Here is a 26,373-nt window from a genome sequence, read left to right on the forward strand (position 1 = left end):
GATCGGATCACCGATCACGCTGCCGCCGCGTCGCGATCCTCTGCCTGGGCCGCCCACATCGCCGCATATTTTCCCCCCGCTTTCAAAAGCTGATCGTGGGTGCCGCGCTCGACCACGTGACCCGCATCCAGAACGACGATCTCGTCGCTGTCGGCAATCGTCGAGAGCCGGTGTGCGATGGTGATCACCGTACGCCCCTCCCCCGCGAGTTTGAGCGCACCGAGAATGCCGCGTTCCGTCTGGGTGTCGAGCGCCGAAGTGGCCTCGTCCAACAGAAGGATCGGTGGGTCTTTCAGAAGCGTGCGTGCAATGCCGACGCGTTGTTTTTCGCCGCCCGACAGTTTCAGGCCGCGCTCGCCGACCTGTGTCTCATAGCCCTCCGGCAGGCCCATGATAAAGTCGTGGATCTTGGCCTTTTTCGCCGCTTCCACGATTTCCTCATAGCTGGCCCCGTCGCGCCCGTAGCCGATGTTGTAGCGGATCGTGTCGTTGAACAGCACCGTGTCCTGTGGGACCACACCGATCGCGGCGTGCAGGCTGTCCTGCGTCACCTCGCGGATGTCCTGCCCGTCGATCATCAGCCGCCCGCCAGTGACATCGTAAAACCGGAACAACAGCCGCCCGATGGTGGATTTGCCCGAGCCGGAATGACCGACGATGGCGAGCGTGCGTCCCGCCGGCACCTCAAGATCGACCCCGTGCAGGATCGACCGCGCCGGATCGTAGGCAAATTCCACATGATCGAGCGTCACCGTGCCGCCCGTGACCCTGAGCGGCTTCGCGTCCGGTGCATCGACGATCTCGGCGGGTTGTTCGAGGAGGAAGAACATATCCTCCATATCGACGATGGACTGGCGGATGTTACGATACATCGAGCCGAGGAAGTTCAGGGGCATGGTGATCTGGATCATGTAAGCGTTGACCATGACAAAATCGCCCACGGTCAGCGTGCCCTCCTGCACCCCCAGCGCTGCCAGAACCATCACCGCGATCAGACCGGAGGTGATCAGGAATGTCTGGCCGAAATTGAGCACCGCCAAAGAGCGCTCTGTTTTGATCGCCGCCCGTTCGTAACCCGCCATAGCCTGATCGTAACGCCGCGCCTCGCCGCTTTCGGCGTTGAAATATTTGACGGTTTCGAAGTTCAGCAGGCTGTCGACCGCCTTCTGATTGGCCTCGGTGTCCTGCTTGTTCATCTCGTAACGGATTTTCACCCGCCATTCGGTGACCTGGAGCGTGAAGACGACATAGGCCACCACGGTCACCGCAACGACCCCCATGTAATCCCAGCCGAACGCGCCCCAGAGGATGATCAGCACCAGACCGAGTTGCAGGATCAGCGGTGCAATGCCGAAGATCAGCACGTTCATCAGGAAGGCGACGCCTTTCACACCGCGTTCGATGATCCGGCTGAGGCCCCCGGTGCGCCGTGTCAGGTGATAGCGCAGCGAGAGCTTGTGGATGTGCTGAAACGTCTGGAGCGCAATGACGCGCAACGCGCCCTGCTCCACCGGCGAGAACACCGCTGCACGGAGTTGCTGGAACCCCACCTCCATCATCCGTGCCACGCCGTAGGCGACGGTCAGGCCGATCGCCCCCACCGCCACGAACCACGCCGCATCCTGTGCCGTCTCGCCCGAGAGGCTGTCGACGGCGGCCTTGTAGAACCACGGCGTCGCTACAGCGGTGAGCTTGGCAAGCACCAGAAGCGCGATGGAAATCACCACCTTCACCCGCACGGGCGTGTTGCCTTCGGGCCAGAGATAGGGCGCGACCTTGCGCAGAACGAGCCAGCCGTTCTCGGGGTTTCGGTCGGTGGTGACGGAAGGACGCATACCTCTCATGGCTACCTTTCGGGCTAGATCGGATCAAAGGGGCGCCACAGTCGCGGAAAATGCACGCCGGGGCAAGGGCTCACGCCCGCATACCCCTTTGTCATTTTACGCGCACTCGTTTTCTGGCAGACTTGCGTCCGTTTATTCCTCGGGAAGCTGGAAAATCTGTCCCGGATAGATCAGGTCGGGATTGCGGATCTGATCGCGGTTCGCGTCGAACACCCGCACATAGAGGAATCCGTCGCCGTAGCGCTTCGTCGCGATCCCCCAAAGCGTGTTGCCCGGTTGCACCGTGACGGAGGCGATCCGGGAGGCAGGTACCGTAACCTCGGCTCCTGCCTCGTCCTCCCCGACACTTGCCTCCGCCTGCGGTGTATCGCCCGCGATCTGCGCCAGAAGCGCGACCTCCTCGCGGTGGAACGGGATTTCCGCTCTGCTCACCACCGCGCCCCAGGCGTCCACCTGATCTGCGCGCAGCTTGTAGCGCCCCGCGGCCACACCTTCGAGTTCCGCACGCCATTGTCCGTCCTCGCCCGCCACCGTGCGCGCGATGAAATCCTGATCGAGGTAAAGCCGCAAAGCCGCCCCCGGCTCAGCCCGGCCCGAGACGAAAACCCGGCCTTCGGGATCGTAACTCACCGCATCGACATGCAGCGCGCCGGGTGTGGTGCCGTCCTGCTGGAGGACTTTCACACCTTCGTCATTCGCCATGAGCACGGTCGGGGCAGCCGCCGCAGCGCCCTCCAGAATCTGTCCCGCGATGGCAGTGCCGGTCCCCGCCGCAGCCAAGGGCGCACCGCCGGACATGACGGTTTCTTGCGTGACGGAGGTCACTTCCTCGGACTCCGGTGCCGGAATGTCCGCGCCATCGGCCAGCGCCACCTCCGCTGTGCCGTCTCCGGCGGCGGTGTCCGTGGCGGGGCTCGCGGGCGCAATGAGAATGCTTTCCGCACTCGCCAGAGCGCGCTCGCCCGTGCCGCTCACCAGTTGCATTTCACGCGCTTCGCCGGAGGCCTCAAGCGCGAAAAGGGCCACGAATTCACCCCGGTCATTGATTTCTGCCTTGGCGACCTCTGTCCCGTCGACAAGGATATGCACTTCCGTACCCGGTTCGGCCTGCCCGGCCACGGTCGCCAGCCCGTGGGGCGGAATACGTACGAGATCGAAGCTCGGCAGGATCTGCGCCGGGGTCGGCACCGCTTCGGCGCTCTCAGCCGGGGCGCTTTGCGCATCCCCCCCCGGCGGCACCGCCGCCACCGTCTGAGGCAGCGCCTCCGGAGCGTCGCCTATCCCCGGTCGCCCGAGATAAAGCACCGCCCCGATCGCCACGACCAGCACCGCAGCTCCGACACCGGCCGCCGGCATCATCCATTTGTTCTGTGTCGCCATCTTTGGCACATCCCCCTGATGTTCCCGCCCCGTCACACGACCGTTACCGTCCCCATGAGATTAAGGCAGCGAGATCAAGGCTTGAGGCAGCCTAGCAAGGGGGCTAACAAGGGTCAAAGACTTCCTTTTTTCAAATCCGTTGCAAAGGGACCGCCATGTCTTCCCAGCCCGTTTCCGCATCGTTTTCAATCTGTGTCTTCTGCGGCTCGCGTCCGGGCGGCAAACCCGAATACGAACAGGCGGCAACCGAGTTGGGCGAGATGATCGCGGCGGAAGGCTGGCGTCTTGTCTATGGTGCGGGCGATGTCGGGTTGATGGGTGCCGTGGCGCGGGCCGCACAGGCCAAGGGCGCGGCGACCTTTGGCGTGATCCCCGTCCATCTTCTGCCGAAAGAACTGGGCAAACGCGATCTGACCACCTTCATCGTCACCGAGAACATGCATGAGCGCAAAAAGGTGATGTTCATGAATTGCGACGCCATCGTGGTGCTGCCGGGCGGCGCAGGATCTCTGGATGAGTTCTTCGAAGTGCTGACCTGGAAACAGATCGGGCTTCATGACAAGCCGATTTTCCTGCTCTCCACCGACGGCTACTGGAAACCTCTGGAAACGCTGATCGAGCATGTGGTCAACGAAGGCTTCGCCCCTTTGTCCACCGCACAGTTTTACGAGACCGTTCACACGGTCGAAGAGCTGGCCGAGGCGCTGAAAACCGCACAGGCCAATGCAGGGGCCAATGCAAGTCATTGATGACATCCGGTTTCTGGAGGGCTCGGACTTTATCTCCTGCCGGTTCACCGCGCTCAGTTTCGACGGCATGGACCTGTCGCGCTATCGGTTCGAGCATTGCGATTTTCAGGCTTGCAGTTTCACTGGCGCGACACTGGACGAAAGCGTCTTTCTCAAATGCAAGGCATTTCAGGGCGATTTCAGCTATGCCCGTCTGTCCGACGCCCGTTTCGAGGGGTGTAACCTGTCGCTGTCGCGCTGGCCGGGCAGCGATGTCTCCGGCGCAATTTTCCGGGATTGTAAACTGACCGGTGCGGATTTCAGGGACGCCCGGACGCTGGGGATCGACTTCAATGGCTCGATCCTCGCAGGCGCCTACCTGCGCCAGATGAATTTCCGGAAATGTCATCTGGAACAGGTCGACTTCACAGAGGCAGATCTCGCCGGGTGCGATTTTCGCGAGAGTGTTCTCGAACGCTGTCGATTGCAAGCCGCGCATCTTGCGACTGCCCGTTTCGAGGGGGCCGACCTGCGGCAGGCCGATCTGGGCGCGCTGACCTTTGCCAGCGCCACCTGCTTCAAAGGTGCGATCATCTCGAAAACACAGGCGACCGAATTGCTGCACGGTCTGGGCGTGACGGTACTCTAAACCGTTTCGCATTAAATCTGAATCACAGATTTAATGTGAAGCGCTCACAACGTTTATATATTGCACTGCGTTTTGCTTTTTCCCTGTCTCAGATAAAAAGCAAAACGCTTTAGGTTCCCGCCCTGCGCGCCTTGCGGGCCCGGGCCTCGCGCCGGAAGGCCTCGACGGTATAAAGCGCAAGCGCAATCCAGATCAGCGGCATGGCGATGGCGTGCCAATGGGTGAAGGGCTCGGCAAAGATCAGCACCGCAACAAGGAATTGCAGCGTCGAGTTCCAGTATTGCCCCATGCCCACCACCGTGAGCGGCAGACGGCGTGCGGCGGCGGTAAAAAAGATCAGCGGCACGCCGGTGACGATGCCCGCGAAAATCAGTAGCACCGTGTCCTTGAGAGAACGACCGAAGGCCCCGGCAGGCTGAATCTCCGTACCGCCCCAGCCCGAAAGATGCGCACCGATCAGCCAGACAAGCGCGACGGGCACGAGGATCACCACTTCTGCGGTCACCGACAGGATCGGTCCGGCATCGAGCGTCTTCTTGATCGCGCCATAGACGGAAAAGGAAAAAGCAAGTGTCAACGCGATCCACGGAAGCGCCCCAAGCCCCACTCCCAGCACCACGACCGCCAGAGCGGCCAGCGCCAGCGCCGGGTATTGCAGTCCGCAAAGCCGTTCTCGGAACATCGCTATGCCGATCACCGTGGCCACCAGCGGAAAGATATAATAGCCGAACGAGGCTTCGAGCGCCTGTCCGGACTGGATCGCATGGATGAACAACCCCCAGTTGACCGAAACGAAAAGCGCGGCGGCCAGCACCTTGCCCGCCTGCGGTCCGGTCATCAGACGGCGCAATTCGCCCAGTCGCCCCTGAAACCCGATCCAGAGACCGAAAAGCACACAGGTCCAAAGTGTGCGGTGCGCCAGAACCTCAAAGGCAGGCACATCGGCCACCGCCTTGTAATAAAGCGGTGAAAGTCCCCATATGGTCTGAGCGACCAGAAGGGCGATATAGCCTTTTTGCGTCTCGGTCATGGGTTAGAAAACCCTGTTTTCGAAAGATTTGGCAAGAAGCAGACAAGGCACAGCCGGTCTCAGGGCTTTTGCGAAAACAGATGAATAGCCCGCAGGAATATCTCTGCCCCGACCGGGATCAGCGCGTCGGGATAGTCGAAATCGGGATTGTGCAGCTCCGGCTGATCCTCGCCCGAGCCGAGAAACACCATGGCGGCGGGGATTTCTGTGCCGAACAGGCCGAAATCCTCCGACGGGCGCATCGGGATCGCGCCTTCCGCACGGGGCAGCCCCGCACAGGCTCCCTCCAGCAGCGCCGTCGCCTCCGCATCGTTTACTGAATGGCTGAAGGCGTCATGGATGGTGATCACGGGGGTGAAAGCGCCGGCGGCCGTCTCGATCAGGGCGCGGGCTTCGGCTTCGAGCCCGGCCATTTCGCTGTTGAGCAAGGTGCGCAGGGTGATCTGCAACTCCGCCTCACCCGGGCTGATGCCGAAAGACGGCACGCCGAGCCGGGCGTGGGTCACCGTGCAAAGCCGAAACCCCGGGTCCGAGGTCGGCAGATCCCGCGACAGGCCGCCGAGTGCGGGAATGAGTTCGGAAAGTGCGAGACCGGGCGAACGACCGTTCTCGGGCCGTGCGGCATGAGAGGTCTGGCCGGTAAGCCGGATGTGCAATCCCCGCGAGGCGCAAGCCACCGGCCCCACCTTGAGCGCCACCGCGCCGAGAGGCAGTTTCGGCAGGTTGTGCAGCGAAATCGCCAGATCGGGTCTGAGTGCCGCAAATTTCGGATCGGCCAGCACCAGACGCGCCCCCGCGCCGGTTTCTTCGGCGGGCTGGAACAGCAACACGACGCGACAGCCCGGCGCATGGCGCGACAGCGCCGTCGCCACGGCGAACACCGTCGCCATATGTCCATCATGGCCGCAGAGATGCCCGACACCCTCATGTTCGGAACGATACGCCGGGCCTTCGGCCTCAAGGATCGGCAAGGCGTCCAGTTCGGCCCGGATCATCAGGGTTTTCCCGCCCTCGCCGAACACGGCGGCCACACCGGTGCCGCCAAGCCCCTCGACCACCTGCGCGCCAAGCCAGCGCATCCGGGTGGCAATGCGTTTCGCGGTCTCATGCTCACGCCCGGACACTTCCGGGAAACGGTGCAACTCGTGACGCAAGCGCACCGCCTCGGAAAGCGTCTCCGGATCGAGGGTCCAGCTATTGGGAACAGGCTGTGGGATCATCGTGGGGCCTCCTGCCCCCATGTGTCATCCCAAAGCGCCCGCCCGCAAGCCCAAACCAAACCGCTTCGCAACGTCAGACCGTTTCAAGCTCTTTCATCAAAAGGTCTTCGATCTTGTCGAGCGGATGCTTTGTCAGGGTTTTCGCGAGTTCCGCCACGATTTTATCGCTCACGGTCTTATGCAGCCTTGTCCGCAAATCTCCCAACGTGGAGGGAGGCGCCACCAGCACAAGGCGGTCAAAGGCCCCGCGGTGGGCTTCCCGATAAAGGATATCGGCAATCTCGTCGGCGAAGCGCTCCTTGGCCAGTTGGTGCCAGTCGGTTTCTTCCAGAGCGGTTTTCTGCCCCGGCCCGGCGTCGGCTTTGCGACCGGGGCGTCCGGTGCCCTGATCGCGATCGGCCGGATTATCCTGTGTCTCGATATGCACCACATTGAGATCCGGGTTTTTCGCATCCAGATCGTTGCGCAAGAACAGGGCTTTTTCGCCATCGGCAATCAAGACCCATGTGCCATGTGTAAGAACAGACATGTCTTCCTCCTCTTTCCATACAGAACGATAAGGAAACGCAGACCGTTTTCTCCCGTTCCGCAGGCCTAAGATAAGCACAATCGGGCTTCATAAAAAGGGTCGTCAGAGCGGGTTGGCGTTTATTTCTTCCGCATGTCGCGGCGCAGCCAGAGCAGATGAATCACACCGTGCACTCCCAGACTGCCCAGAGAGGTCACAAGAAAAAGACCGGCCTTGATGGGCAGGGACAGCGCGATGAAACCGTTCGATTTTGCACTCGCGAGCCAGAGCACCGGCACAAGGTAGAACAGCGCCACCACAGCCGAGAGCATGATCGCACGTGGCCAATTCTGCCGATCCGGAAAGGCCAGACGTCCGGCGAAATCCCTGCGAAAGGCGATGCTCTCCCGATGTTTCACCATCCAGTTGGCGGTGATGAGCGAGGCCATCAAGGCGAAAAACGTCAGGGCCGGGAAAAACGTGAACGGCGCGCGGACAAGGAGCATGATCAGGCTGGCGCACCAGATCAGAACCGTTACCCCGGCCAGATTGCCCGCCTCTTCGCCCTTGATGAAAATCAGAAACATCGTCGCTCCCTGCCCTTTGGGCTGCAACCTGCCATGGCGGGGAGAAAAGGGAAAGGACCTCCAACGACACCTTTGGGGGAGTTCCGGGGCGCACCATGCCGCTTATGACAGGCATTGCGTCCCGATCTCTCGCACAAACCCCATCACATCGGAGAGCAAATGCGTGTTCTCTGAATTCCAATGGAAAAACTGGTGTTTCAATCAATCCCCACGTCACAGCAAAAAGGGCGCTGGATCAGCGCCCTTTCTGAAATCCGTTTTCCGCCCACGGATCACATCCGGGAGGCGACGTTTTCCCAGTTCACCAGCTTGTCGAGGAAGTTCGACAGGTAGACCGGGCGTTTGTTGCGGAAGTCGATGTAGTAGGAGTGTTCCCACACGTCGCAGCCCAGAAGCGCGGTCTGACCGAAGCAGAGCGGGTTCACGCCATTCTCGGTCTTGGTCACCTTGAGCGAACCGTCGGTGTCTTTCACCAGCCAGGCCCAACCGGAGCCGAACTGACCCGCGCCAGCGGCAGCGAACTGTTTCTTGAACTCGTCGACGGAACCGAAGGCTTCCACGAGGGCTTTCTCAAGCTCGCCCGGCATTTTCTTGTCTTCGCCCGGCCCCATCATTTCCCAGAACTGGGTGTGGTTCCAGTGTTGCGAGGCGTTGTTGAAGATGCCCGATTGCGCCACGGCGCCGGCCTGATAGGTGCCTTTGATGACCTCTTCGACCGATTTGCCTTCCCACTCGGTGCCCGCAACCAGCGTGTTGCCGGTGGTCACATAGGCGTTGTGGTGCAGGTCGTGGTGATATTCCAGCGTTTCCTTGGACATGCCGAGATCGGCCAGTGCGTCGTGTGCGTAGGGAAGATCGGGAAGTTCAAAAGCCATTTGGGCCTCCATCAATTCAGAAGTTGTGCGTTTCTGTCGGGCATATACCTGATCCGATGACCGCTTCGGGTCAAGGGTGAAACTTTGGAATCGTTCCAAAAAACGCGAACACCGGGTGTTCACCTCTCAACCATTCCCCGCCTCCCCCAACCCGATCACGCGATCCGGTCAAATGTCCGGCTCAGTTATCCGGCAGGTCGATCTGAATCTCCGGCTCATCCCCGATCGGCGGCACATCGCCCCCGGTGAAGAGGTAATAGGCGATCCCTGCCACCACGACGACCAACACACCGATCAGGATGCCGAGCCCGGTATTGCCGCCAGCGTTATTGCCACTCATGTCTGTCTCCTTGTTTCATGGCCCGCGAGGGGCCGCATGGAAAGACAACGCTCCAGCCTGACGATGAGTTCCGGCAGACCTCTCTCGGGAAGATCTCGGGAAGGCGACCACCGATCCGGCCATTCGGTCACACCTGTGTCATTTGGGGTTTCCCGAATGCGGCAGCCCGGATACACCCTTGCCACGGAATTCTCTTTGACGGACCCTGACATGACCTTCTGGATCATCGCTTTCGCCATCGCCCTGCTCTCCGCGATCCCTCTGGCCCTCGCGTTGTGGCGCGCCCATGGCATCGGCGATGTCGACAGTTCGACCGCCGAGGTGGAAATGAAGGTCTATCGAGATCAGCTCAAGGAGGTGGATCGCGACGAAGCGCGCGGTGTGCTCTCCGCCGAGGACGCCAAACGCGCCCGGATCGAGGTCTCGCGCCGTCTGCTCGATGCCGACAAGGCGCGCGCAGGTGAAAAACACGGCGTGCGTGGCGCGCCGCTCTGGGCCGCCGCCGTGCTGTTTGCCGTAGTGAGCGGAGGGGCGATCTGGCTTTACACCGACCTTGGAGCGCCGCAGTACGAGGACCTGCCGCTCAAGCGCCGCATCGCGCTGGCCGAGGACGCGCGCGCCAACCGTCCGACGCAGGACGCCATTGAGCAGATGCGCCCGCCCTCGCCGCCCATTCAGGAACCCGACGAACGCCTGACCGGCCTGCTCATCCAGTTGCGCGAAGCGCTCTCCACCCGCCCCGACGATCTTCAGGGGCACATCCTTCTCGCGCGCAATGAGGCCGTGGCCGGCAATTACCGCGCGGCCTATGAGGCCCAGAAAGAGGTGATCCGCATCAAGGGCCCCGCCGCAACGGCCGAGGATTACGCCGATCTCGCCGACATGATGATCCTCGCCGCTGGGGGCTTCGTCTCGCCCGAGGCCGAAGACGCACTGACCAAGGCGCTGCAACGCGACCCGAACAACGGCACGGCGATCTATTATTCCGGATTGATGTTTGCCCAGACCGGACGGCCCGACATGACCTTCCGCCTCTGGCAGCCGCTGCTGTCGTCCTCCACCGCAGAAGACCCTTGGGTCGTGCCGATCCGGCAACAGATCGAAAGCGTGGCGCAGGCTGCGGGCATCCGCTACACCCTGCCGCCCGCGCCGGTGGCAAGTGGGCTGCGCGGCCCGACGCAGGAAGACGTCGAGGCCACCGCCGACATGACCCCGGAAGAGCGTCAGGAGATGATCCGCGGCATGGTCGACGGTCTGGCGGCGCGTCTTGCCAATGAGGGTGGCACGCCGGAGGAATGGTCGCGCCTGATCTCGTCGCTCGCCATGCTGGGCGATACGGAGCGTGCCAAGGCGATCTGGGGCGAGGCGCAGGTGATCTTCGGTGCGACCCCCGAAGCGCTGGCGGTGGTACGTCAGGGCGCGGAACGCGCAGGGTTTGTTGAATGAGCACTCTGATCACCGACGACATCGCGGCCTTCAAAGCCGCCCTGCCGCCGATGAGCCCGCTTGCGGGGCTGGACTTCGGCGACAAGACCATCGGTGTCGCGATCTCCGACCGGCTGCACTCGGTCGCGACCCCCACGGACACGATCCGGCGCAAGAAATTCACGCTGGATGCCGAGGCTTTGTTGAAACTTCTGACCACCCGCGAGGTCGGCGGCATCGTTCTCGGCCTGCCCCGCAACATGGATGGCTCCGAGGGACCGCGTTGCCAGAAAACCCGCGCCTTCGCCCGCAATCTCGGCCAGTTGACCGATCTGCCGATTACCTTCTGGGACGAGCGCCTGTCGTCTGTCGCCGCCGACCGTGCGATGCTGGAGGCCGATATGTCCCGCGCCAAACGTGCCGAGAAAATCGACCAGGTGGCGGCGGGTGTGATCCTTCAGGGGGCCTTGAACAGGCTCAGAAACCTATGAGTGACGAGATCTGGAAACGCGACGAGATCGAGAGCCCCTGCACCAAGGTCTGTCAGATTCACCCGGACACCCGTCTCTGCCTAGGCTGTGCCCGCTCGATCGAGGAAATCGGCCGCTGGTCCTCGATGTCTGTGGAAGAGCGCCGCGCCATCATGGCCGATCTGCCGAACCGTCAGCCCGCCCCCACCAAACGCCGTGGTGGACGAGCCGCGCGACTGAAATCCGGCCTGAAACGTCAGGAGTGAGTATTTTTACAGCACAGGAGACGGGTTTCCTTTGTGCTCAAAATACTCCAAACCTTAGCCCATCAGCGCCTTGCGCAGCATGTTGAGCGCCACGAGGATCAGGAAGCCGCCGAACACGCGTTTCAGCGGTTTCGGGTCCATGGCATGCGCGATCTTCGCCCCCAGAGGCGCGGTGATCAGGGTCATGCAGATCACCAGAAGGAAAGCCGCGATATTGACCGCGCCCACGGTGAAGGGCGGTGTCACCTCGGGCGGCAGATCGACAAAGAGAAAGCCGATGACCGACGGAATGGCGATGATTGCGCCAAAGCCTGCGGCGGTGGCGACTGCGCGGTGGATCGGCACGCCGTAGAGCGTCATGGTCGGCACCCCGAAAGAGCCGCCGCCGATGCCCATAAGCACCGACAGGAACCCGATCAGCGGAGAGACCACGGCGCGCATGATCCCCTTGGGCATTTCGGAGCCAAGACGCCATGCGGAATTTCCGAAGGCCATGTAAAGCCCGATGAAAATCGCGATGACGCCGAAGATCATCTGCAACGTGCCCGAACGTAGGGAGGAGGCGACCAGTACTCCGACAATGGCGCCGATCACGATGCCCGGCGCGAAGCTTTTGAGGATCGGCCATTCCACGGCGCCCTTCTTGTGATGCGACATCACCGAGCGGATCGAGGTGACGATGATCGTCGCGAGCGAGGTGGCGAGACAGATCTGCATGAGCTGCGGGCTGTCATAGCCCAATCCTGCGAAGGCATAGTAGAAGGCAGGGACGAGGACGATGCCGCCCCCCACGCCCAGAAGACCGGCAAGAATGCCCGCGAAAGCGCCGATGACGGCGATCAGGGCGGCGAAGGGGAGAAGCGTTGCGATATCCATGACGCAAAGCGTTAACGACAAAACGCGCCCCTGAGAAGAGCGCGTTTTTCAAAGTTGCCGTGTGCTCTTATGCGCAGAGATCGACCAGCACCCGACCCTTCACCCCGCCTTTGAGGATCGCCGCCCCGAGCGCAGGCAGGTCTTCGAGCGCGGCAGGCTGCACCATCTCTTCGAGTTTTTTCATCGGCAAATCGGTTGCGATGCGGTTCCAGCAGCGGATGCGGTTCTCCTTCGGCTGCATCACGGAATCGATGCCCAGAAGGTTTACCCCCCTCAGCAGGAAGGGAATGACCGAGGCCGGCAGATCCGCTCCGCCCGCCAGCCCAACGGCGGCGACCGAACCACCGTGTTTCATCTGGCCAAGGATGCGCGCCAGCATCGCGCCGCCGACCGCATCGACGCATCCCGCCCAGGTCTCGGCTTCGAGCGGGCGTTTGACCGTCTCGTTGATCTCCTCCCGCGCCACAATACGTGTCGCCCCCAGCGACTTGAGATATCCCGCCCCCTCGGGGCGCCCGGTGACGGCGGCGACCTCATAGCCAAGATGGGCAAGAATGGCGGTGGCGACCGATCCGACGCCGCCTGAGGCGCCAGTGACCAGAACCGGCCCCTTTTCGGGCGTCAGCCCGTGGTCCTCCAGCGCCATCACCGCCAGCATGGCCGTGAACCCCGCCGTGCCGACCGCCATGGCCTGACGCATCGAAAGCCCCTCGGGCAGCGGCACGAGCCAATCGGATTTTACCCGCGCCTTCTCGGCATAACCGCCCCAATGCACCTCACCCACGCGCCAGCCGGTGAGCACCACCTTGTCTCCGGGCCTGAATTCCGGGCTCTCGGAGATCTCCACCGTCCCCGCAAAGTCAATCCCCGGTACATGCGGATAGGTCCGCACCAGTCCGCCGCCCTTCGGCGAGAGGCACAGCCCGTCCTTGTAATTGAGCGTGGAATACTCAACTTTCACAGTGACATCGCCTTCGGGCAGGCTGTCCTCCGGAATGTCCTTGATATGCGGCTGCGCCAGCCCTTCGGCGTCCTGTTCCATGACCAGAGCTTTCATGCGGTCCTCCTTGCCAAGCTGTATGGGATTTGCCATAAATGTCTGACAAATGAAACCGAGATGCAAGCAAATGTCTGACAAATGGGTCGGGCCATGATTTAAATGTCAGACAATAAAGAAAAACAACGCATACCCAAGGATTTGTCAACAGTGATCGCGGATGCGATCCGAGCGGACATTGTCTCGGGCAGGTTGGCGGCAGAGCAACGCCTGCCCTCGGAAGCGGAACTGGCCGAGACCCACGGCGTGTCGCGGGCGACCGTACGGGAGGCGCTCAAACGGCTGGCCGCACAGAGCCTGATCCGCACGAGGCGCGGCGCAACCGGTGGGGCTTTTGTGCATCGGCAAAGCTTCGAAGAGGCCTATGCCGATATGGCCTCCAAAGCCACGCTTCTGATCGGGCTGAACGAGATCGACCTCGCCACCGCCTGCGAAGCGCGCTTTGCTTTGGAACGCGGGTGTATGAGGCTGGCTGCAAAACACCGCGAGTCAGAGCACCTTGAGATCATGCGCCGCGAGATTACCCGGCAGAAAGACCCGGAACTGAGCGACGAGGCGTTCTGTGCCTCCGATGTGGCCTTTCACCGCGCATTGGTGGATGCGGCGGGTAATCCGGTGTTGTCCTGGCAATTGGCGGCGGCGGTCGAGGGGATCGAGCCGCTGATGAACATGATCACCTATCGCCAACGGGACCGCGATGCGGTGATCAGCCTGCATGAGGCCATCGTCGATGCGCTTGAGGCACGGGTTGGATCGAAGCTTGAAATCCTGATCGACTATCTGCGCGATCAGACCCTGCGCACCGCCCATGCGGCGCGCGACAGCCGTGACGCCGCGCGTCGGGATATTCCGGCCCGGACACTTTGAAACAATAAATTTGATCAAATTTACGGCAAACTCCCTAAAAATCATCCCCCGCCATAACGCGCCCCTTGCGCGGGGCAAAACCCGTGTTAGCGTCGTCTTCCAGAACTGGTCCACTTTCAGGGAGACGACCTTCATGAACACTTTTAAAACCCTTCTGGGCAGCGCAGCACTCACCGTCGTCGCGGGCGCCGCTTTCGCGGAAGATCCCGAGCTTCTGGTATTCGATTACTCCGGCTTCGAAGACCCCGCGTTCCACACCAAATATGCTGAGAAAAACGGGGATCAGCCGTCTTTCGCCTTCTTCGGCGAGGAAGATGAAGCGCTGCAGAAACTGGTCTCCGGGTTCAAGGCCGATGTCAGCCACGTCTGCGCCGGCTCTGTGATGAAATGGGAGGAAAGCGGCATTCTGGAGCCGTGGGACACTTCGAAAATCACCGACTTTGCCAAGCTCGACAGCAATCTCGTCGGCAAGGATGTCGCGGCGGCCAGCGCCTATTTCATCCCGACCGATTTCGGCTCCACCGCCATTGCCTATAACACCGAGGAAGTGCCCGCCGAGGACGTTGCCTCTCTCGAAGTATTCAAGAACCCGAAATACGAAGGCCGCATGACCCTGCCGGACAATGTCGACGATGCCTATGCGCTGGCCTATCTCGCCACCGGCACCACAGACTGGACCACCGCCACGGACGAGCAGTTCGAAGCGGCCTCCGCTTGGTTGCGTGAGGTGCACCCCTACCTGCGTACCTACTGGACCGACCCGGCGGAACTGGCGCAGCTGATGGCGACCGGCGAGGTTCTGATCGCCTGGGCCTGGAACGAAACCTACCCGACCCTCGTGGATGAAGGCTTCCCGGTGGGCTTCCAGCGCGAAGCGAAAGAGGGCTCCTCGCTCTGGCTTTGCGGCTATGTCAACCTGAAGGACGGCCCTGGCTCCGAGGACAAGGCCTATGACTTCATCAACGGCTTCCTCGACGCCTCCAACGCCGAGGTGTTGATGGATGCGGGCTATGGTATCTCGAACACCGAGGGCCTCGCGACACTTGGCGAAGAGGCACTCGAAGCCGGTGGCCTCGCCCCGATCGACGCGCCGATCCTCGCTCAGTTGCCGATGTCGGTCGAACTGCGCGAAAAGCAGTCGGAAGAGTTCGAGAAGATCAAGGCAGGCTTCTAAGCCTCTCTTTATATTATCTTAAAACAGAATCGCCGCTCTGGATGACAGGGCGGCGTTTTCATATCTTCTCCTTCGTGGCCCCTCTTGAAACACCCGTGAGCATGCCTTAGATATGGGATGTCCCTTCGGGGACTATGGACATAAACGCGCTCGTAATAAGCGGATCGGACCCGGGGGCGGTACCCGGCGTCTCCACCAAAATACCCCTCTTCAGTCTTCGTTTGGGACTGGCAAGAGATTGGATCATGGGGACGAAATAGGATCGACGGACGTCTAAAGGGGTTTGCTTTGTCCCGGTGAGTTACCACCGTTATCGGTACACCTAAGCTAGTTGCAAACGACAACAAAGCTCCGATGGCTCTCGCAGCGTAAGCTGTGCGAAATATCGAAATCTAAGCCCTTGGGCCTAGCAGCTTAAGGCGGGGTTCGCAGGTACCTGGCAACAGAAACCTGCATCTTCCCATACAGTTACAAGACAAAATCAAGGCATCACATGAAACCGTAGTCTTGGCGCGACCGAACGAATTCTCCTGTGCACTCCTGCCATTCTCACACTGGTAATTTTGCAATCTGCAACGGCTGACGTAACGTCCACACAGATATTTGCTGTTTTGCATCGCTTTTAGCGCCGCCGGAAAGGTTTCGTTCAGACTTTTTGCGCAAAATCTCCCGTGACGCGAACATCAAGGGAGATCGTCTCATGACAGGCATGAACCTTCTGAAAGCCTGGTATGACAAGGTATGGGTACAGGGCGATCTGAACGCCGTGGCCGAGTTCTTCGACACCGAGGCGCTGGCCTCCGGGCTGATGAGCGATTTCGCCGCACAGCTTGAGGATTTCCAGACCCTTGTCCCGGCTGTGCGTCATGCGCTGCGCAATATCACGATTTCCGTAGAGGATTCGATGGAAATGGGCGACAAGGTCTGGGCTCGCATGACGCTGCACGCCCAAAAGGCCGAGGATATGACCCCGATCCACATCTCCGGTCAGGTCATGGTGCGGCTCAAGGATAGCAAGATCATCGAGGCGCACAACAATTACGATTTCGTCAGCTATTTCGAACAGATGGGCAATCTGCCGAAGGATTCGGTCGCGCTCATGCTTGCGGGGGAAACGCTGGCCTGACACGAGCCGCGCACGGTTTTTCTTGCTTTTGAATGGCTTTGTCTGACTGTGAAACGGACGAGCCTGTGCGACGACTCGCGCGCACAGCACCGCCCGTTTTCATACCCTATTTTCTCTGGCAGGTGATCCATGAAACCCACTGACCTGACACTGTCCTCCGCAGTCCTGTTCATTGCCCTCGCCCAGCCGGGCCTCGCACAGAACGCCCCCCTGCCGAAACTCGGCCCTAATGCCATTCCCGTCACGCAGGCGACGGAGTATCTGCGCAGCGCGCCCGCGCCGGATTACTGGGCCTTTGCCGAATTCGTGAAGCCGCAATTCACCACCTCCGCCTGCGGCGTCGCCTCCGTCACCGCCGCCATCAACGGGCTTGCGGGGCTTCCGGCCAATGCCGAGGACACCGTGATGACCCAACCCGACCTGCTTGAGGCCGTGGGCGATGCACATTGGTCGGAAATTTCCGCCGAGGGCGGCGACGGGGTCATGTTCGACGAGCTTGTGACCTATGCAACCGAAGCCCTGCCCGTCGCCGGTCTTGAGGGCTACGCGGTCAGTATCTTTAAGCCGACGGATAACAGTGCCGAGAGCCTTGCCACCTTGCGCCATTGGCTCGCACTCAATGAAGAAAGCGCGGATGACGCGATGCTGGTCTATTTCAATCAGGGCGTCGTGACCGGCGATTGGGACGGACCGCATGTTTCCGTGATCGGAGCCTATGACGCCGCCAAGGATGCGGTGCTGATCCTTGAGGTCGATCAGGAGTGGTACATCCCCTACTGGACTCCGGCGCCGGTGCTGCTTGAGGCGATGCTGAAACCGACGTCCGATGAGCATGGCGTGCTTGAGGGGCAGACTGGCGGCTTTGTCCGCCTTGCGCCTGCAAACTGAGTGACTTGATCGGCCGGGGCGGCTACCAAGGGCGAAACGGATTTTCAGCTACGAGCGCCGCATGACGCCCCAGCCACACCAGTCTCCGCCCCTTAACCCGCCTCTCCCCGCCTTTCTCAGGAGTTTCGCACGCATCGGCATTCTGTCCTTTGGCGGCCCCGCCGCACAGATCGCCGTGATGCACCGCGAACTGGTCGAGGAACGGCGCTGGATGGAAGAGGGCGGGTTTCTCTCCGCGCTCTCGTTCTGCATGATGCTGCCCGGCCCCGAGGCGATGCAGCTTGCGACCTATTGCGGCTGGCGGCTCAAAGGCGTGCCCGGCGGGATCGTGGCCGGGCTGTTTTTCGTTCTGCCCGGCGCGCTCGTGATGCTGGCGCTGTCCGTGCTCTATGCCGGTTACGGCCATCTGCCCGCCTCCGAGGCGCTGTTTCTCGGCGTCAAGGCAACTGTGGTGATCGTCGTGATACAAGCGCTTCTGCGGCTCGCACGCAAGGCGCTCGGAACACCGGCACGAAAAACACTGGCCGTTGCGTCCTTTGTCCTGATCGCGGGGTTTGCCACACCTTTCCCGCTCATCGTGTTCGGCGCGGCGCTGATCGGCGCAGTTACAAGCCGCACGACACCAGAGCCTGTCACCGCCCCGAAGGCGACCCACTTGCCCCGCACGCTTGCCATATGGGGTACGCTTTGGATGGCACCTCTGGCGCTTTTGTGGGCGACGGGTCAGGAGCGGCTTCTGGCCATCGGTGTCTTTTTCTCGAAACTCGCGGTGGTGACCTTCGGCGGCGCTTACGCGGTGCTCGCCTATATGTCGCAAGAGGTGGTCACGGCAAAGGGCTGGCTCGCCCCCGAGGCGATGCTCGACGGGCTGGGTCTGGCTGAGACCACGCCCGGTCCGCTGATCCTCGTGACCGAATTCGTCGGCTACATGGCCGCCACACCTCTGGGGGCATTCGGTGGCCTCGCGGGTGCGCTTGTGACGCTTTGGGTCACCTTTATCCCCTGTTTTCTCTGGATTTTCGCAGGCGCGCCCTACATCGACTGGATCGCCAGCCGGCCTAGGCTCGATGCCGCATTGAAATCCGTAACGGCGGCTGTCGTGGGCGTCATCGCCTCGCTGTCGTGGTGGTTCGCGCTGCATGTGTTCTTCGCGCGCATTTCCGAGCCCCGCTTCGGCCCCTTGCGACTCACCCTGCCCGATCCGGCCAGTTTCGAGCCGCGCGCGGCCCTTCTTGCGGCCCTCGCCGCTCTGCTGCTTTTCGGGTTGAAACGCTCGCTCATGCTCACCATCGCCCTTGTGGCCTTGGCCGGGTTGGGGCTCGGCCAGACTGCCGGTCTCAGCATACGGTGACCCCTTTCCTTGGCCGCAGAATCCCGTATGCTGCGAGACAGGATGAAAGAAAGGACCCAAGGATGGCCAAAACCATCGACTACGGCAACCTGATGCATGACGCCATGCGCGGTCTGATCCGCAAGGTGCTTGAAGGCGTGGCCCGTGACGGCCTGCCGGGGGAACATCATTTCTTCATCACTTTCGACACGATGCACCCGGATGTGGAACTGGCTGACTGGCTGTCGGACCGCTATCCCGAGGAAATGACCATCGTCATTCAGCACTGGTTCGACAATCTCGAAGTTTCCGAGGACGGGTTCGCGATCACGCTGAATTTCGGCGACAGCCCGGAACCGCTCTACATCCCCTATGACGCGATTCGAACTTTCGTTGACCCTTCTGTCGAATTCGGCTTGCGTTTCGAGACGCAGGAATACGATGTCGAGGAAATGGACGAGGACGAGATTCCGCACGATGCCGAAGTGACCTCTTTCGAACCGAAGGAAGAAAACGGCAAAAGTGCCGGACCGAAAGAGGCGGAAATCGTCTCCCTCGACAAGTTCCGCAAGTAAACTTCCGCAGGCGAAACCGGCTTTCTGACGGGTTTGAAACAGGCCTGTGAATTTTCCGCAACAATGCCGTGTCCCCACTTGTTTTGAGAGGTCGCTCCGCGCACCTCTGTGACAAACAGGAGGATGCCATGCCCCGCGATTTTGCCGTGTTTCTCGGAGAGATGATCCGCAACCCTGACGAGGTGCGCGCCATTGCCCCCTCTTCCTCCGGAGCGGCGCGCCTGATGACAGCGGGGGTCGAAGACGTCTCAGGCCCTGTCGTCGAAATCGGTCCGGGCACAGGGGCCTTCACCAAAGCGATCCTCGCCCGTGGCGTGGCCCCCGAGCGGCTGACGCTTCTGGAACTGAACCCACGGTTTTGCGACGAGTTGCGCGAGAAATTTCCCGGCGTAACCGTGCTCAACCGCTCTGCGGAAGACATCCGCGAGATCGGGCTTGCCGGTGTCGGTGCGGTGATCTCCGGCGTGCCGGTTCTGGCGAAACCGGAGCTGCAACGCGCCGTCGTGGGCCGCGCCTTTGAGGTTATGGGACCGGACGCGTTCTTTACCCAGATCACCTATGCCAACAGCTCACCGGTGACACCCGCAATGCAGGCGGAACTGGGGCTTTCTTCGGTGAAACGCGGCACGGTCTGGGCCAATCTGCCGCCCGCAAGGGTGTTCGAATACCGCCGCCAGCCGGGTTGACGCGCGTCGCTTGGGATTTTAGCGCAAACAACGACCATGTATGCCTCGGTATACATTGCAAGCGCCGGGGCGAGGCTCTATAGCCATGGCGAACGATTTCAGAGCCAGGGAGATCCCCCGATGACCACCACCCGTACCGAAACCGACAGCTTCGGCCCGCTGGAAGTTCCCTCCGACAAATACTGGGGCGCACAGACGCAGCGTTCCATCATGAACTTCCCGATCGGCTGGGAAAAGCAACCGGTTCCGATCATCCGCGCCTTGGGCGTGGTGAAGAAAGCCTGTGCGATTGAGAACATGGCGCAGGGCAAGCTGGCGAAAGAACTGGGCGACGCGATTGTTGCCTCCGCCACCGAGGTGATCGAAGGCAAATTCGACGACAACTTCCCGCTCGTCGTCTGGCAGACCGGCTCCGGCACCCAGTCGAACATGAACGCCAACGAGGTGATCTCCAACCGCGCAATCGAAATGCTCGGCGGCGAGATGGGGTCGAAAGATCCGGTGCACCCGAACGATCACTGCAACATGGGTCAGTCCTCGAACGACACCTTCCCGACCGCGATGCATGTCGCCATCGGGATGCAGGCGCGTGACGTGCTTTTGCCCGGCCTGACGAAACTTGCCGAAGCACTGGAAGCCAAATCCGAGGCCTTCAAGGACATCATCAAGATCGGCCGCACCCACACCCAGGACGCGACGCCGCTGACGCTCGGTCAGGAATTCTCCGGCTATGCGCATCAGGTCCGCATGGGCATCAAACGTGTCGAAATGTGCCTGCCGGCGATTTACGAGCTGGCGCAGGGCGGCACCGCCGTCGGCACCGGGCTGAACACCACCAAAGGCTGGGCGGAAGCCGTTGCGAAGAACATGGCCGAAATCACCGGCCTGCCGTTTGTGACTGCGCCGAACAAATTCGAAGCGCTCGCCGCCCATGACGCCATGGTGATGTTCTCCGGCGCGCTGAAAACCGTGGCTGCTTCGCTGTTCAAAGTGGCCAACGACCTGCGCCTTCTGGGTTCCGGCCCGCGTTGCGGTCTGGGCGAGCTGATCCTGCCGGAAAACGAGCCGGGCTCCTCGATCATGCCCGGCAAGGTGAACCCGACCCAGGCCGAAGCCCTGACCATGGTTTGCGCCCATGTCATGGGCAACGATGCGGCAATCGGTTTCGCGGGCTCGCAGGGTCACTTCGAACTGAACGTCTACAATCCGATGATGTCCTACAACGTGCTGCAATCCATGCAGCTTCTGGGCGACAGCGCCTCCGCCTTCACCGACAACATGGTCGTGGGCATTCAGGCCAACGAGCCGCGTATCGAGAAGCTGCTGCATGAATCCCTCATGCTGGTGACCGCTCTGGCCCCGACCATCGGGTACGACAACGCGACCAAAGTGGCGAAAACCGCGCACAAGAACGGCACGACCCTCAAGGAAGAGGCGATCAAACTGGGCTTCGTGGATGAAGCGACCTTCGACGCTGTGGTCCGTCCGGAACAGATGATCGGCCCGAAAGACTGAGCCTCTCCGGTATAACAGAGATGTGAAGGCGGCCTCCGGGCCGCCTTTTCTTTTACGCGACAGAAATGCAGGGAGGCCGCGTTTCATACTCATCAAGTTTTGAGGAAAGACACATGAAACACCTGCTCACCGCCCTGCCCCTGATCGCCCTGACCGCTGGCATGGCCTTCGCCCAAGCTGGCCCGGCTAGTCCCCAAATACCCACGGCGGAGATCGCCAAGGACCTCGGCGTGACCGAAACACAGCTCACCAGTTGCTTCGGGGCCAATCGTCCTCAACCGGGCGAACGTAAAGCGCCACCGAAAGAGGCCACTTCAGGTCAGCGCCCCGAGGACCGCGGCCTGCCGACGGAGATTCTGAGCTGTCTGCAAAAGGCCAATCCGAAGCTCACAACGGAGCGCGTACAGAGTGTGATGCAGGCACATCGTCCGCAACCGCTGCAACAGAACTGATGCGAACGAGCGCCCCGGGACAGTCCCGGGGCGTTTTGAGTATTTGCGCCAAGAAGAAGACAGGGTAATATTCCACCCCATGAACGTCACCAATCTCAACCAGTTCCGCAAACAGAAAGCCCGTGCCCAGAAACGGACGCAGGGCGATGCGAATGCCGTGAAATTTGGTCGGACCAAGGCACAGAAGACGTTGGAAGAGGCCGAACGCGCCAAGGCAAAGGCGGAGCTGGACGCGCACAAGAGAGATAAGGAATGAGCGGACGCCCGGTCAAACGCTCGCTGACGCTACATGGCCACCGCACGTCGGTGTCGCTGGAAGAACCGTTCTGGAAGGCGTTTCGCAACATCGCGAAGGAGCGGAATATGCCGATCAATGTGCTGGCGGCGGAGATTGACGAAACCCGCGGCGTCGAAAGCGGTCTCGCCTCGGCCATCCGGGTTTACGTTCTGGAACATGCTCAAAAAAAGGCCCAGCTCGGCGACTGAGAGATCAGCGCGAGGCGCAGGGATTTGCGCAGCGGCCCCTGCCCCAGACGGCCTTCGATCACGGCCTGCGGATTGCGGGCGGCCTGCTTGAGCACAGGCAGGTGCATCACCGCGTCGATCATCGGCGCGCGGGCGATTTTCGACAGTTTCGAGAGGTTCTGTGCCTCCCAGCGGCCCTGCTCAAGCGCCTCTTTCGCCATTTGCGCCACCGCCTCCGGACGACCGTCGACCAGCGGCACGCGTCCCTGTGCCTCAAGCGCGGGAATGGCAAGGAAATAGCGCGCCAGAGCGCCCGCAAAGCCGAGCCGGTTGAGGGCTTTCGACGCGTCCTCCGGCGCACCGAGGCGGCGGGCGGCGACATGAAGCGGGATCACGTAGGATGTGTGAAGATAGCCGTGCAGCGCCGCCACATCCTCATGCGGATCACGGTAAATGTCCCATTGCCGGGCAGTCACCGCCGCGTCCAGCGCCTGTGCCGAAGCCACATCGAGAACGGCGTGCAGAGGGGCGGCCACCTCATGAGCGCGGGGCGGTTTGCCCTCCGCCCGTTCGCTCAGGATGTCCCGCCAGAATTGCAGCCGCATTTCCGCGATCATCGCCTCTTTCGTGACCCAGGGCGCTTTAGCGACCTCAAGGCAGAAGGCATGGATCGGAAAGAGCACCTCGCGCGCCGCCACGGGCGCGGCCATGGTGGCGCGAAAGCGATCTTCGTCACCCTTCTGGACGATCTCTGCGCAGGCCTGAACCGACATTATTCCGCCCCCTTCATTCTGCTCCGAGCGCCTTGGCGCCGTCGCGCAGGAGTTTCCACAGAACCGCATCCAGAAGCGCCTCGAACGACGCATCTATGATGTTCGAAGACACGCCCACCGTGGACCAGCGCCGTCCGAGACTGTCCTCATGGTCGATGATGACTCGGGTGCGCGCCTCGGTACCACCATTTGTGATCCGCACCTTGAAATCGACGAGTTCCATATCGGTGATCAGGTCCGAGTAAGGGCCGAGATCCTTCACCAGCGCCTTGGAAAGCGCGTTGACCGGCCCGCCGTCATTGCCGTCAGCCATGATGCCCTCAGAAACGGACAGGTGGCGTTCACCGGCGATGTTGACCACCACCGTGACCTCGGAAAGGTGAACCTCGCGCCCCTTGGCGTCGCGTCGGCGCTCGACCGTGGCGCGGTAGCGCTCGACCTCGAAAAACGCAGGCATCAGGCCCAGTTCGCGCCGCGCTTCCAGCTCGAAGGAGGCCTGCGCCGTGTCGTAGGAATAGCCCTCCGCCTCGCGCTGTTTGATCCGGTCGAGGATGCGCCCGAGATCGGCCTTTTCCGAGACCTCCAGCCCCATGTCCAGAAGCCGTTTGCGCAAGTTCGATTGCCCGGCCTGATTGGACATCGGCACGATGCGCGCATTGCCGACGGTTTCGGGCGGAATGTGTTCGTAGGTGGTCGGGTCTTTGAGAATCGCGGACGCATGGAGCCCCGCCTTATGCGCAAAGGCCGAAGCACCGACATAAGGCGCGCTCCGCAACGGCACGCGGTTCAGGATGTCGTCGAGCATGCGCGAGGTCTTGACGAGGCTTTGCAGCGCCTCCTCGGTGACGCCTGTGTCGAGCGTCGATTTATACGGTTCCTTGAGCAGGAAGGTCGGGATCAGAGTCGTCAGATTGGCATTGCCACAGCGCTCGCCGAGACCGTTCAGCGTGCCCTGCACCTGCCGCGCACCGGCATTGACCGCAGCAAGCGAATTGGCGACGGCGTTGCCGGTGTCGTCATGAGTGTGGATGCCGAGGTGGGAACCCGGAATGCCCGCCGCAATGACCTTGCCGGTGATCTCGTAGACCTCGCCGGGCAGCGCACCTCCGTTGGTGTCGCAGAGCACGATCCAACGCGCACCTGCCGCATAGGCCGCCTTGCAACAGGCCAGCGCGTAGTCGGGATTGGCCTTGTAGCCGTCGAAGAAATGCTCTGCATCGAACAGCGCCTCACGCCCGATCGAGACCGTATAAGCGATGGATTTTTCGATGTTCTCAAGGTTTTCTTCGAGCGTGATGCCAAGCGCCGTGGTCACATGGAAATCATGGGTCTTGCCGACGAGACAGACGGAATTCGTCCCCGCATTGAGCACCCCCGCGAGCACCTCGTCATTCTCCGCCGAACGCCCCGCGCGTTTGGTCATGCCGAAGGCGGTGAATTTGGCCTTGGTCTGGGGCGCATCCGCGAAGAATTCGCTGTCGGTCGGATTCGCGCCGGGCCAGCCGCCCTCGATGTAATCGACGCCGAGATGGTCGAGCGCATCGGCGATCAGGTGCTTTTCCTCGGTGGAGAATTGCACGCCTTGGGTTTGCTGACCATCGCGAAGGGTCGTGTCGTAGAGGGTGAGGCGGTCTTTTATGCTTGCTGTGGTCATTGCTCGCTCCTCCTTCAGGACGTGACGCTTGCGTCACGGACAGCGCCCGTCCCGCCCCCCCACGGGGCGGGCGCTTTACGCCCTCCCCGCGCGGAACGGTCGCCGTCCTTATGTTTCACGGTCATCACAACAACCCCTCCAGCTTCGCCGCATCGAAATTCGGCCCCGGCTCAAGCTCGACCCCGGTTTTCGACATGCGCACCTCGACACCGGCCTCCAGAAGCGCGGTTTTCATCGCGTCAACGGCGGAGAAGTTTTTGGTTTCCATGGCGGATTGGCGGAGGGCGAAGAGGTGATCGGCGTAGGCGGTGAGGTCCACACCCGTTTCTTCCCAGCCACCAAGTTCTGGCGTCAGAAGGCCGAGAAGATTGGCGGAGGCGATAAACTTTGCCTCCAAGACACCGGGCTCAGGGCCATCATATTCAGAACCGAAACCAATAATTCTGTTGTAGACGTTCTGAATCTCGCTTTCTAAGCGATGAAGTTCAGTTAAGGCCTGAGCTGTGTTCAGATCATTTGCTACGGCATCTACGACAGCTTCGTCGGCTCTCCCATAGTCAACACCAGTTTCAATCTCCCCGACCATATTACGCCACCTGCGCAACGTCGCCTTCGCCTGCTCCGCCTTCTCCGCCGTCCAGTCCATCGGCTTGCGGTAATGCGTCGAGAGGAACACGAATCGGATCACCTCACCCGGCACGCCCGGCATGCCGTCATGACCGTCCAACAAATCCCGCACGGTGAAGAAATTGCCCAAGGACTTGGACATCTTCTTGCCCTCGACCTGCAACATCTCGTTGTGCAACCAATAGCGCGCAAAGCCACCTTTGGGATGGGAGCAGCAGCTCTGCGCGATCTCGTTTTCATGGTGCGGGAACATCAGGTCGTTGCCGCCGCCGTGAATGTCGAAACTCTCGCCCAAGAGTTCATAGGACATGGCCGAGCATTCGATGTGCCAGCCGGGACGACCGCGCCCCCAAGGGCTGTCCCAACCGGGAAGATCGTCCGAGGACGGCTTCCAGAGCACGAAATCCATCGGGTTGCGTTTGTAAGGGGCCACTTCAACCCGCGCACCCGCGATCATGTCGTCGATGGAGCGGCCCGAGAGTTTGCCGTAGTCCTTGTAGCTTTCCACGGAAAAGAGCACATGGCCTTCCGCTTCATAGGCGTGCCCGCCCGCGATCAGCCCCTCGATCATCGTGATCATCGCGCCGATGAACTCGGTCGCCCGCGGCATTTGATCGGGGTCCAGTGCCCCCACCGCGCGCATGTCGTCGAGATACCACTGCGTGGTCTCGTCGGTGATCTCCTTGATGGAGCGGCCCGTGTCCTGCGCCTTCTTGTTGATCTTGTCGTCCACGTCGGTGAAGTTGCGCACATAGGTGACGTGCTCCGCTCCGTACACATGCCGCAGCAGCCGATACAGAACATCGAACACGATCACAGGCCGCGCATTGCCGATATGAGCGCGGTCATAAACCGTCGGGCCACAGACATACATCCGCACGTTATTGGGGTCGATCGGCTCGAAAACCTCTTTCTTACGGGTCTTCGAATTGGTGAGTTTGATCACGGTCATAGCTTGTCCCTCAGGGCAGTCCCCGCGGGCTTAT

General features: G+C 61.3%; 29 protein-coding genes and 1 other RNA gene. 17 read left to right on the forward strand and 13 right to left on the reverse strand.

The window, feature by feature from the left end; translation table 11 throughout:
• Positions 1 to 14 precede the first annotated feature (14 nt).
• Both C8N42_RS03480 and C8N42_RS03485 read right to left on the reverse strand, forming a co-directional pair.
• Entirely contained in the window at positions 15 to 1,835 is a 1,821-nt protein-coding gene (locus C8N42_RS03480) for an ABCB family ABC transporter ATP-binding protein/permease (RefSeq protein ID WP_245889961.1), read from the reverse strand.
• A gap of 141 nt (positions 1,836 to 1,976) precedes the next feature.
• Positions 1,977 to 3,224, reverse strand: coding sequence for a LysM peptidoglycan-binding domain-containing protein (locus C8N42_RS03485; protein ID WP_107815161.1), 1,248 nt, complete (start codon positions 3,222 to 3,224; stop codon positions 1,977 to 1,979).
• Positions 3,225 to 3,379: 155 nt separating this feature from the next.
• Here C8N42_RS03485 and C8N42_RS03490 point away from each other — a divergent pair, with 155 nt between their 5' ends.
• A complete protein-coding gene (locus C8N42_RS03490; RefSeq protein WP_107815162.1) occupies positions 3,380 to 3,973 on the forward strand; it encodes an LOG family protein in 594 nt (197 codons plus the stop codon).
• A complete protein-coding gene (locus tag C8N42_RS03495) occupies positions 3,960 to 4,601 on the forward strand; it encodes a pentapeptide repeat-containing protein (protein WP_170109181.1) in 642 nt (213 codons plus the stop codon). The genes C8N42_RS03490 and C8N42_RS03495 overlap by 14 nt, the downstream gene beginning before the upstream one ends.
• A gap of 109 nt (positions 4,602 to 4,710) precedes the next feature.
• On the opposite strand, the gene rarD is transcribed toward C8N42_RS03495, so the two are convergent.
• The 6 genes from rarD to C8N42_RS21520 all read right to left on the reverse strand — a co-directional run bounded on the left by rarD (position 4,711) and on the right by C8N42_RS21520 (position 9,161).
• Entirely contained in the window at positions 4,711 to 5,631 is a 921-nt protein-coding gene (gene rarD / locus C8N42_RS03500) for an EamA family transporter RarD (protein WP_107815164.1), read from the reverse strand.
• A 59-nt stretch (positions 5,632 to 5,690) separates the two neighbouring features.
• Positions 5,691 to 6,851 carry an amidohydrolase gene (locus C8N42_RS03505; protein WP_107815165.1) on the reverse strand — a complete coding sequence of 387 codons (1,161 nt, stop codon included), beginning with the start codon at positions 6,849 to 6,851 and terminating at the stop codon, positions 5,691 to 5,693.
• Positions 6,852 to 6,924: 73 nt separating this feature from the next.
• Positions 6,925 to 7,380, reverse strand: coding sequence for a host attachment family protein (locus tag C8N42_RS03510; protein ID WP_107815166.1), 456 nt, complete (start codon positions 7,378 to 7,380; stop codon positions 6,925 to 6,927).
• Between the two features lie 119 nt (positions 7,381 to 7,499).
• A complete protein-coding gene (locus tag C8N42_RS03515; RefSeq protein WP_107815167.1) occupies positions 7,500 to 7,946 on the reverse strand; it encodes a hypothetical protein in 447 nt (148 codons plus the stop codon).
• A 272-nt stretch (positions 7,947 to 8,218) separates the two neighbouring features.
• Positions 8,219 to 8,821 (reverse strand): superoxide dismutase, encoded by a 603-nt coding sequence (locus tag C8N42_RS03520; protein WP_107815375.1) that lies wholly within the window; start codon positions 8,819 to 8,821, stop codon positions 8,219 to 8,221.
• Positions 8,822 to 9,002: 181 nt separating this feature from the next.
• On the reverse strand, positions 9,003 to 9,161 hold the full coding sequence (locus C8N42_RS21520) for a hypothetical protein (protein WP_170109182.1): 159 nt from the start codon (positions 9,159 to 9,161) through the stop codon (positions 9,003 to 9,005).
• Positions 9,162 to 9,371: 210 nt separating this feature from the next.
• Between C8N42_RS21520 and ccmI the strand changes: the two genes are divergently transcribed.
• The 3 genes from ccmI to C8N42_RS03535 are packed head-to-tail and all read left to right on the forward strand — an operon-like array spanning position 9,372 to position 11,322.
• Positions 9,372 to 10,607: a c-type cytochrome biogenesis protein CcmI gene (ccmI, locus tag C8N42_RS03525; protein ID WP_107815168.1), complete on the forward strand. Its 1,236-nt coding sequence runs from the start codon at positions 9,372 to 9,374 to the stop codon at positions 10,605 to 10,607.
• Complete coding sequence (gene ruvX, locus C8N42_RS03530) at positions 10,604 to 11,077, forward strand: Holliday junction resolvase RuvX (RefSeq protein ID WP_425430510.1); 474 nt, start codon at positions 10,604 to 10,606, stop codon at positions 11,075 to 11,077. The genes ccmI and ruvX overlap by 4 nt, the downstream gene beginning before the upstream one ends.
• Complete coding sequence (locus C8N42_RS03535; protein WP_107815169.1) at positions 11,074 to 11,322, forward strand: DUF1289 domain-containing protein; 249 nt, start codon at positions 11,074 to 11,076, stop codon at positions 11,320 to 11,322. Before ruvX ends, C8N42_RS03535 begins: the two co-directional genes overlap by 4 nt.
• Before the next feature lie 54 nt (positions 11,323 to 11,376).
• Here C8N42_RS03535 and C8N42_RS03540 read toward each other — a convergent pair whose 3' ends face one another.
• Together C8N42_RS03540 and C8N42_RS03545 are read right to left on the reverse strand one after the other, a co-directional pair.
• The gene (locus C8N42_RS03540) at positions 11,377 to 12,198 is read right to left on the reverse strand and encodes a sulfite exporter TauE/SafE family protein (protein WP_107815170.1); all 822 of its coding nucleotides are present in this window, start codon (positions 12,196 to 12,198) and stop codon (positions 11,377 to 11,379) included.
• Positions 12,199 to 12,265: 67 nt separating this feature from the next.
• On the reverse strand, positions 12,266 to 13,255 hold the full coding sequence (locus tag C8N42_RS03545) for an MDR family oxidoreductase (protein ID WP_107815171.1): 990 nt from the start codon (positions 13,253 to 13,255) through the stop codon (positions 12,266 to 12,268).
• A 102-nt stretch (positions 13,256 to 13,357) separates the two neighbouring features.
• Between C8N42_RS03545 and C8N42_RS03550 the strand changes: the two genes are divergently transcribed.
• The 12 genes from C8N42_RS03550 to C8N42_RS03605 all read left to right on the forward strand — a co-directional run bounded on the left by C8N42_RS03550 (position 13,358) and on the right by C8N42_RS03605 (position 22,354).
• Entirely contained in the window at positions 13,358 to 14,122 is a 765-nt protein-coding gene (locus C8N42_RS03550; protein WP_107815172.1) for a FadR/GntR family transcriptional regulator, read from the forward strand.
• A 133-nt stretch (positions 14,123 to 14,255) separates the two neighbouring features.
• Positions 14,256 to 15,296, forward strand: coding sequence for an extracellular solute-binding protein (locus tag C8N42_RS03555; protein WP_107815173.1), 1,041 nt, complete (start codon positions 14,256 to 14,258; stop codon positions 15,294 to 15,296).
• Positions 15,297 to 15,376: 80 nt separating this feature from the next.
• Positions 15,377 to 15,753, forward strand: a transfer-messenger RNA (tmRNA) gene (ssrA, locus tag C8N42_RS03560).
• 243 nt (positions 15,754 to 15,996) lie between these two features.
• Positions 15,997 to 16,422 carry an ester cyclase gene (locus C8N42_RS03565; RefSeq protein ID WP_146168237.1) on the forward strand — a complete coding sequence of 142 codons (426 nt, stop codon included), beginning with the start codon at positions 15,997 to 15,999 and terminating at the stop codon, positions 16,420 to 16,422.
• 129 nt (positions 16,423 to 16,551) lie between these two features.
• Complete coding sequence (locus tag C8N42_RS03570; protein WP_107815175.1) at positions 16,552 to 17,310, forward strand: phytochelatin synthase family protein; 759 nt, start codon at positions 16,552 to 16,554, stop codon at positions 17,308 to 17,310.
• A 61-nt stretch (positions 17,311 to 17,371) separates the two neighbouring features.
• The gene (gene chrA / locus C8N42_RS03575; protein WP_107815176.1) at positions 17,372 to 18,661 is read left to right on the forward strand and encodes a chromate efflux transporter; all 1,290 of its coding nucleotides are present in this window, start codon (positions 17,372 to 17,374) and stop codon (positions 18,659 to 18,661) included.
• A 62-nt stretch (positions 18,662 to 18,723) separates the two neighbouring features.
• Entirely contained in the window at positions 18,724 to 19,215 is a 492-nt protein-coding gene (locus tag C8N42_RS03580) for an SspB family protein (protein ID WP_107815177.1), read from the forward strand.
• A gap of 128 nt (positions 19,216 to 19,343) precedes the next feature.
• On the forward strand, positions 19,344 to 19,901 hold the full coding sequence (locus tag C8N42_RS03585) for a class I SAM-dependent methyltransferase (RefSeq protein WP_107815178.1): 558 nt from the start codon (positions 19,344 to 19,346) through the stop codon (positions 19,899 to 19,901).
• A 120-nt stretch (positions 19,902 to 20,021) separates the two neighbouring features.
• On the forward strand, positions 20,022 to 21,416 hold the full coding sequence (gene fumC / locus C8N42_RS03590; protein ID WP_107815179.1) for a class II fumarate hydratase: 1,395 nt from the start codon (positions 20,022 to 20,024) through the stop codon (positions 21,414 to 21,416).
• A gap of 113 nt (positions 21,417 to 21,529) precedes the next feature.
• Positions 21,530 to 21,868, forward strand: a complete 339-nt coding sequence (locus C8N42_RS03595) for a hypothetical protein (protein WP_107815180.1) — start codon at positions 21,530 to 21,532, stop codon at positions 21,866 to 21,868.
• A gap of 79 nt (positions 21,869 to 21,947) precedes the next feature.
• Complete coding sequence (locus C8N42_RS03600; protein ID WP_107815181.1) at positions 21,948 to 22,124, forward strand: DUF4169 family protein; 177 nt, start codon at positions 21,948 to 21,950, stop codon at positions 22,122 to 22,124.
• Positions 22,121 to 22,354, forward strand: coding sequence for a ribbon-helix-helix domain-containing protein (locus C8N42_RS03605; protein ID WP_107815182.1), 234 nt, complete (start codon positions 22,121 to 22,123; stop codon positions 22,352 to 22,354). Before C8N42_RS03600 ends, C8N42_RS03605 begins: the two co-directional genes overlap by 4 nt.
• Here the strand turns inward: C8N42_RS03605 and C8N42_RS03610 are convergent.
• The 3 genes from C8N42_RS03610 to cysS form a co-directional block, all read right to left on the reverse strand.
• A complete protein-coding gene (locus tag C8N42_RS03610; RefSeq protein ID WP_107815183.1) occupies positions 22,327 to 23,106 on the reverse strand; it encodes a squalene/phytoene synthase family protein in 780 nt (259 codons plus the stop codon). The genes C8N42_RS03605 and C8N42_RS03610 overlap by 28 nt on opposite strands.
• A 13-nt stretch (positions 23,107 to 23,119) precedes the next feature.
• Positions 23,120 to 24,760: a citramalate synthase gene (cimA, locus tag C8N42_RS03615; RefSeq protein ID WP_107815184.1), complete on the reverse strand. Its 1,641-nt coding sequence runs from the start codon at positions 24,758 to 24,760 to the stop codon at positions 23,120 to 23,122.
• 124 nt (positions 24,761 to 24,884) lie between these two features.
• Positions 24,885 to 26,339, reverse strand: coding sequence for a cysteine--tRNA ligase (cysS, locus tag C8N42_RS03620; protein WP_107815185.1), 1,455 nt, complete (start codon positions 26,337 to 26,339; stop codon positions 24,885 to 24,887).
• Positions 26,340 to 26,373 lie beyond the last annotated feature (34 nt).

It is taken from the genome of Celeribacter persicus (assembly GCF_003050785.1).
Classification (GTDB): domain Bacteria; phylum Pseudomonadota; class Alphaproteobacteria; order Rhodobacterales; family Rhodobacteraceae; genus Celeribacter; species Celeribacter persicus.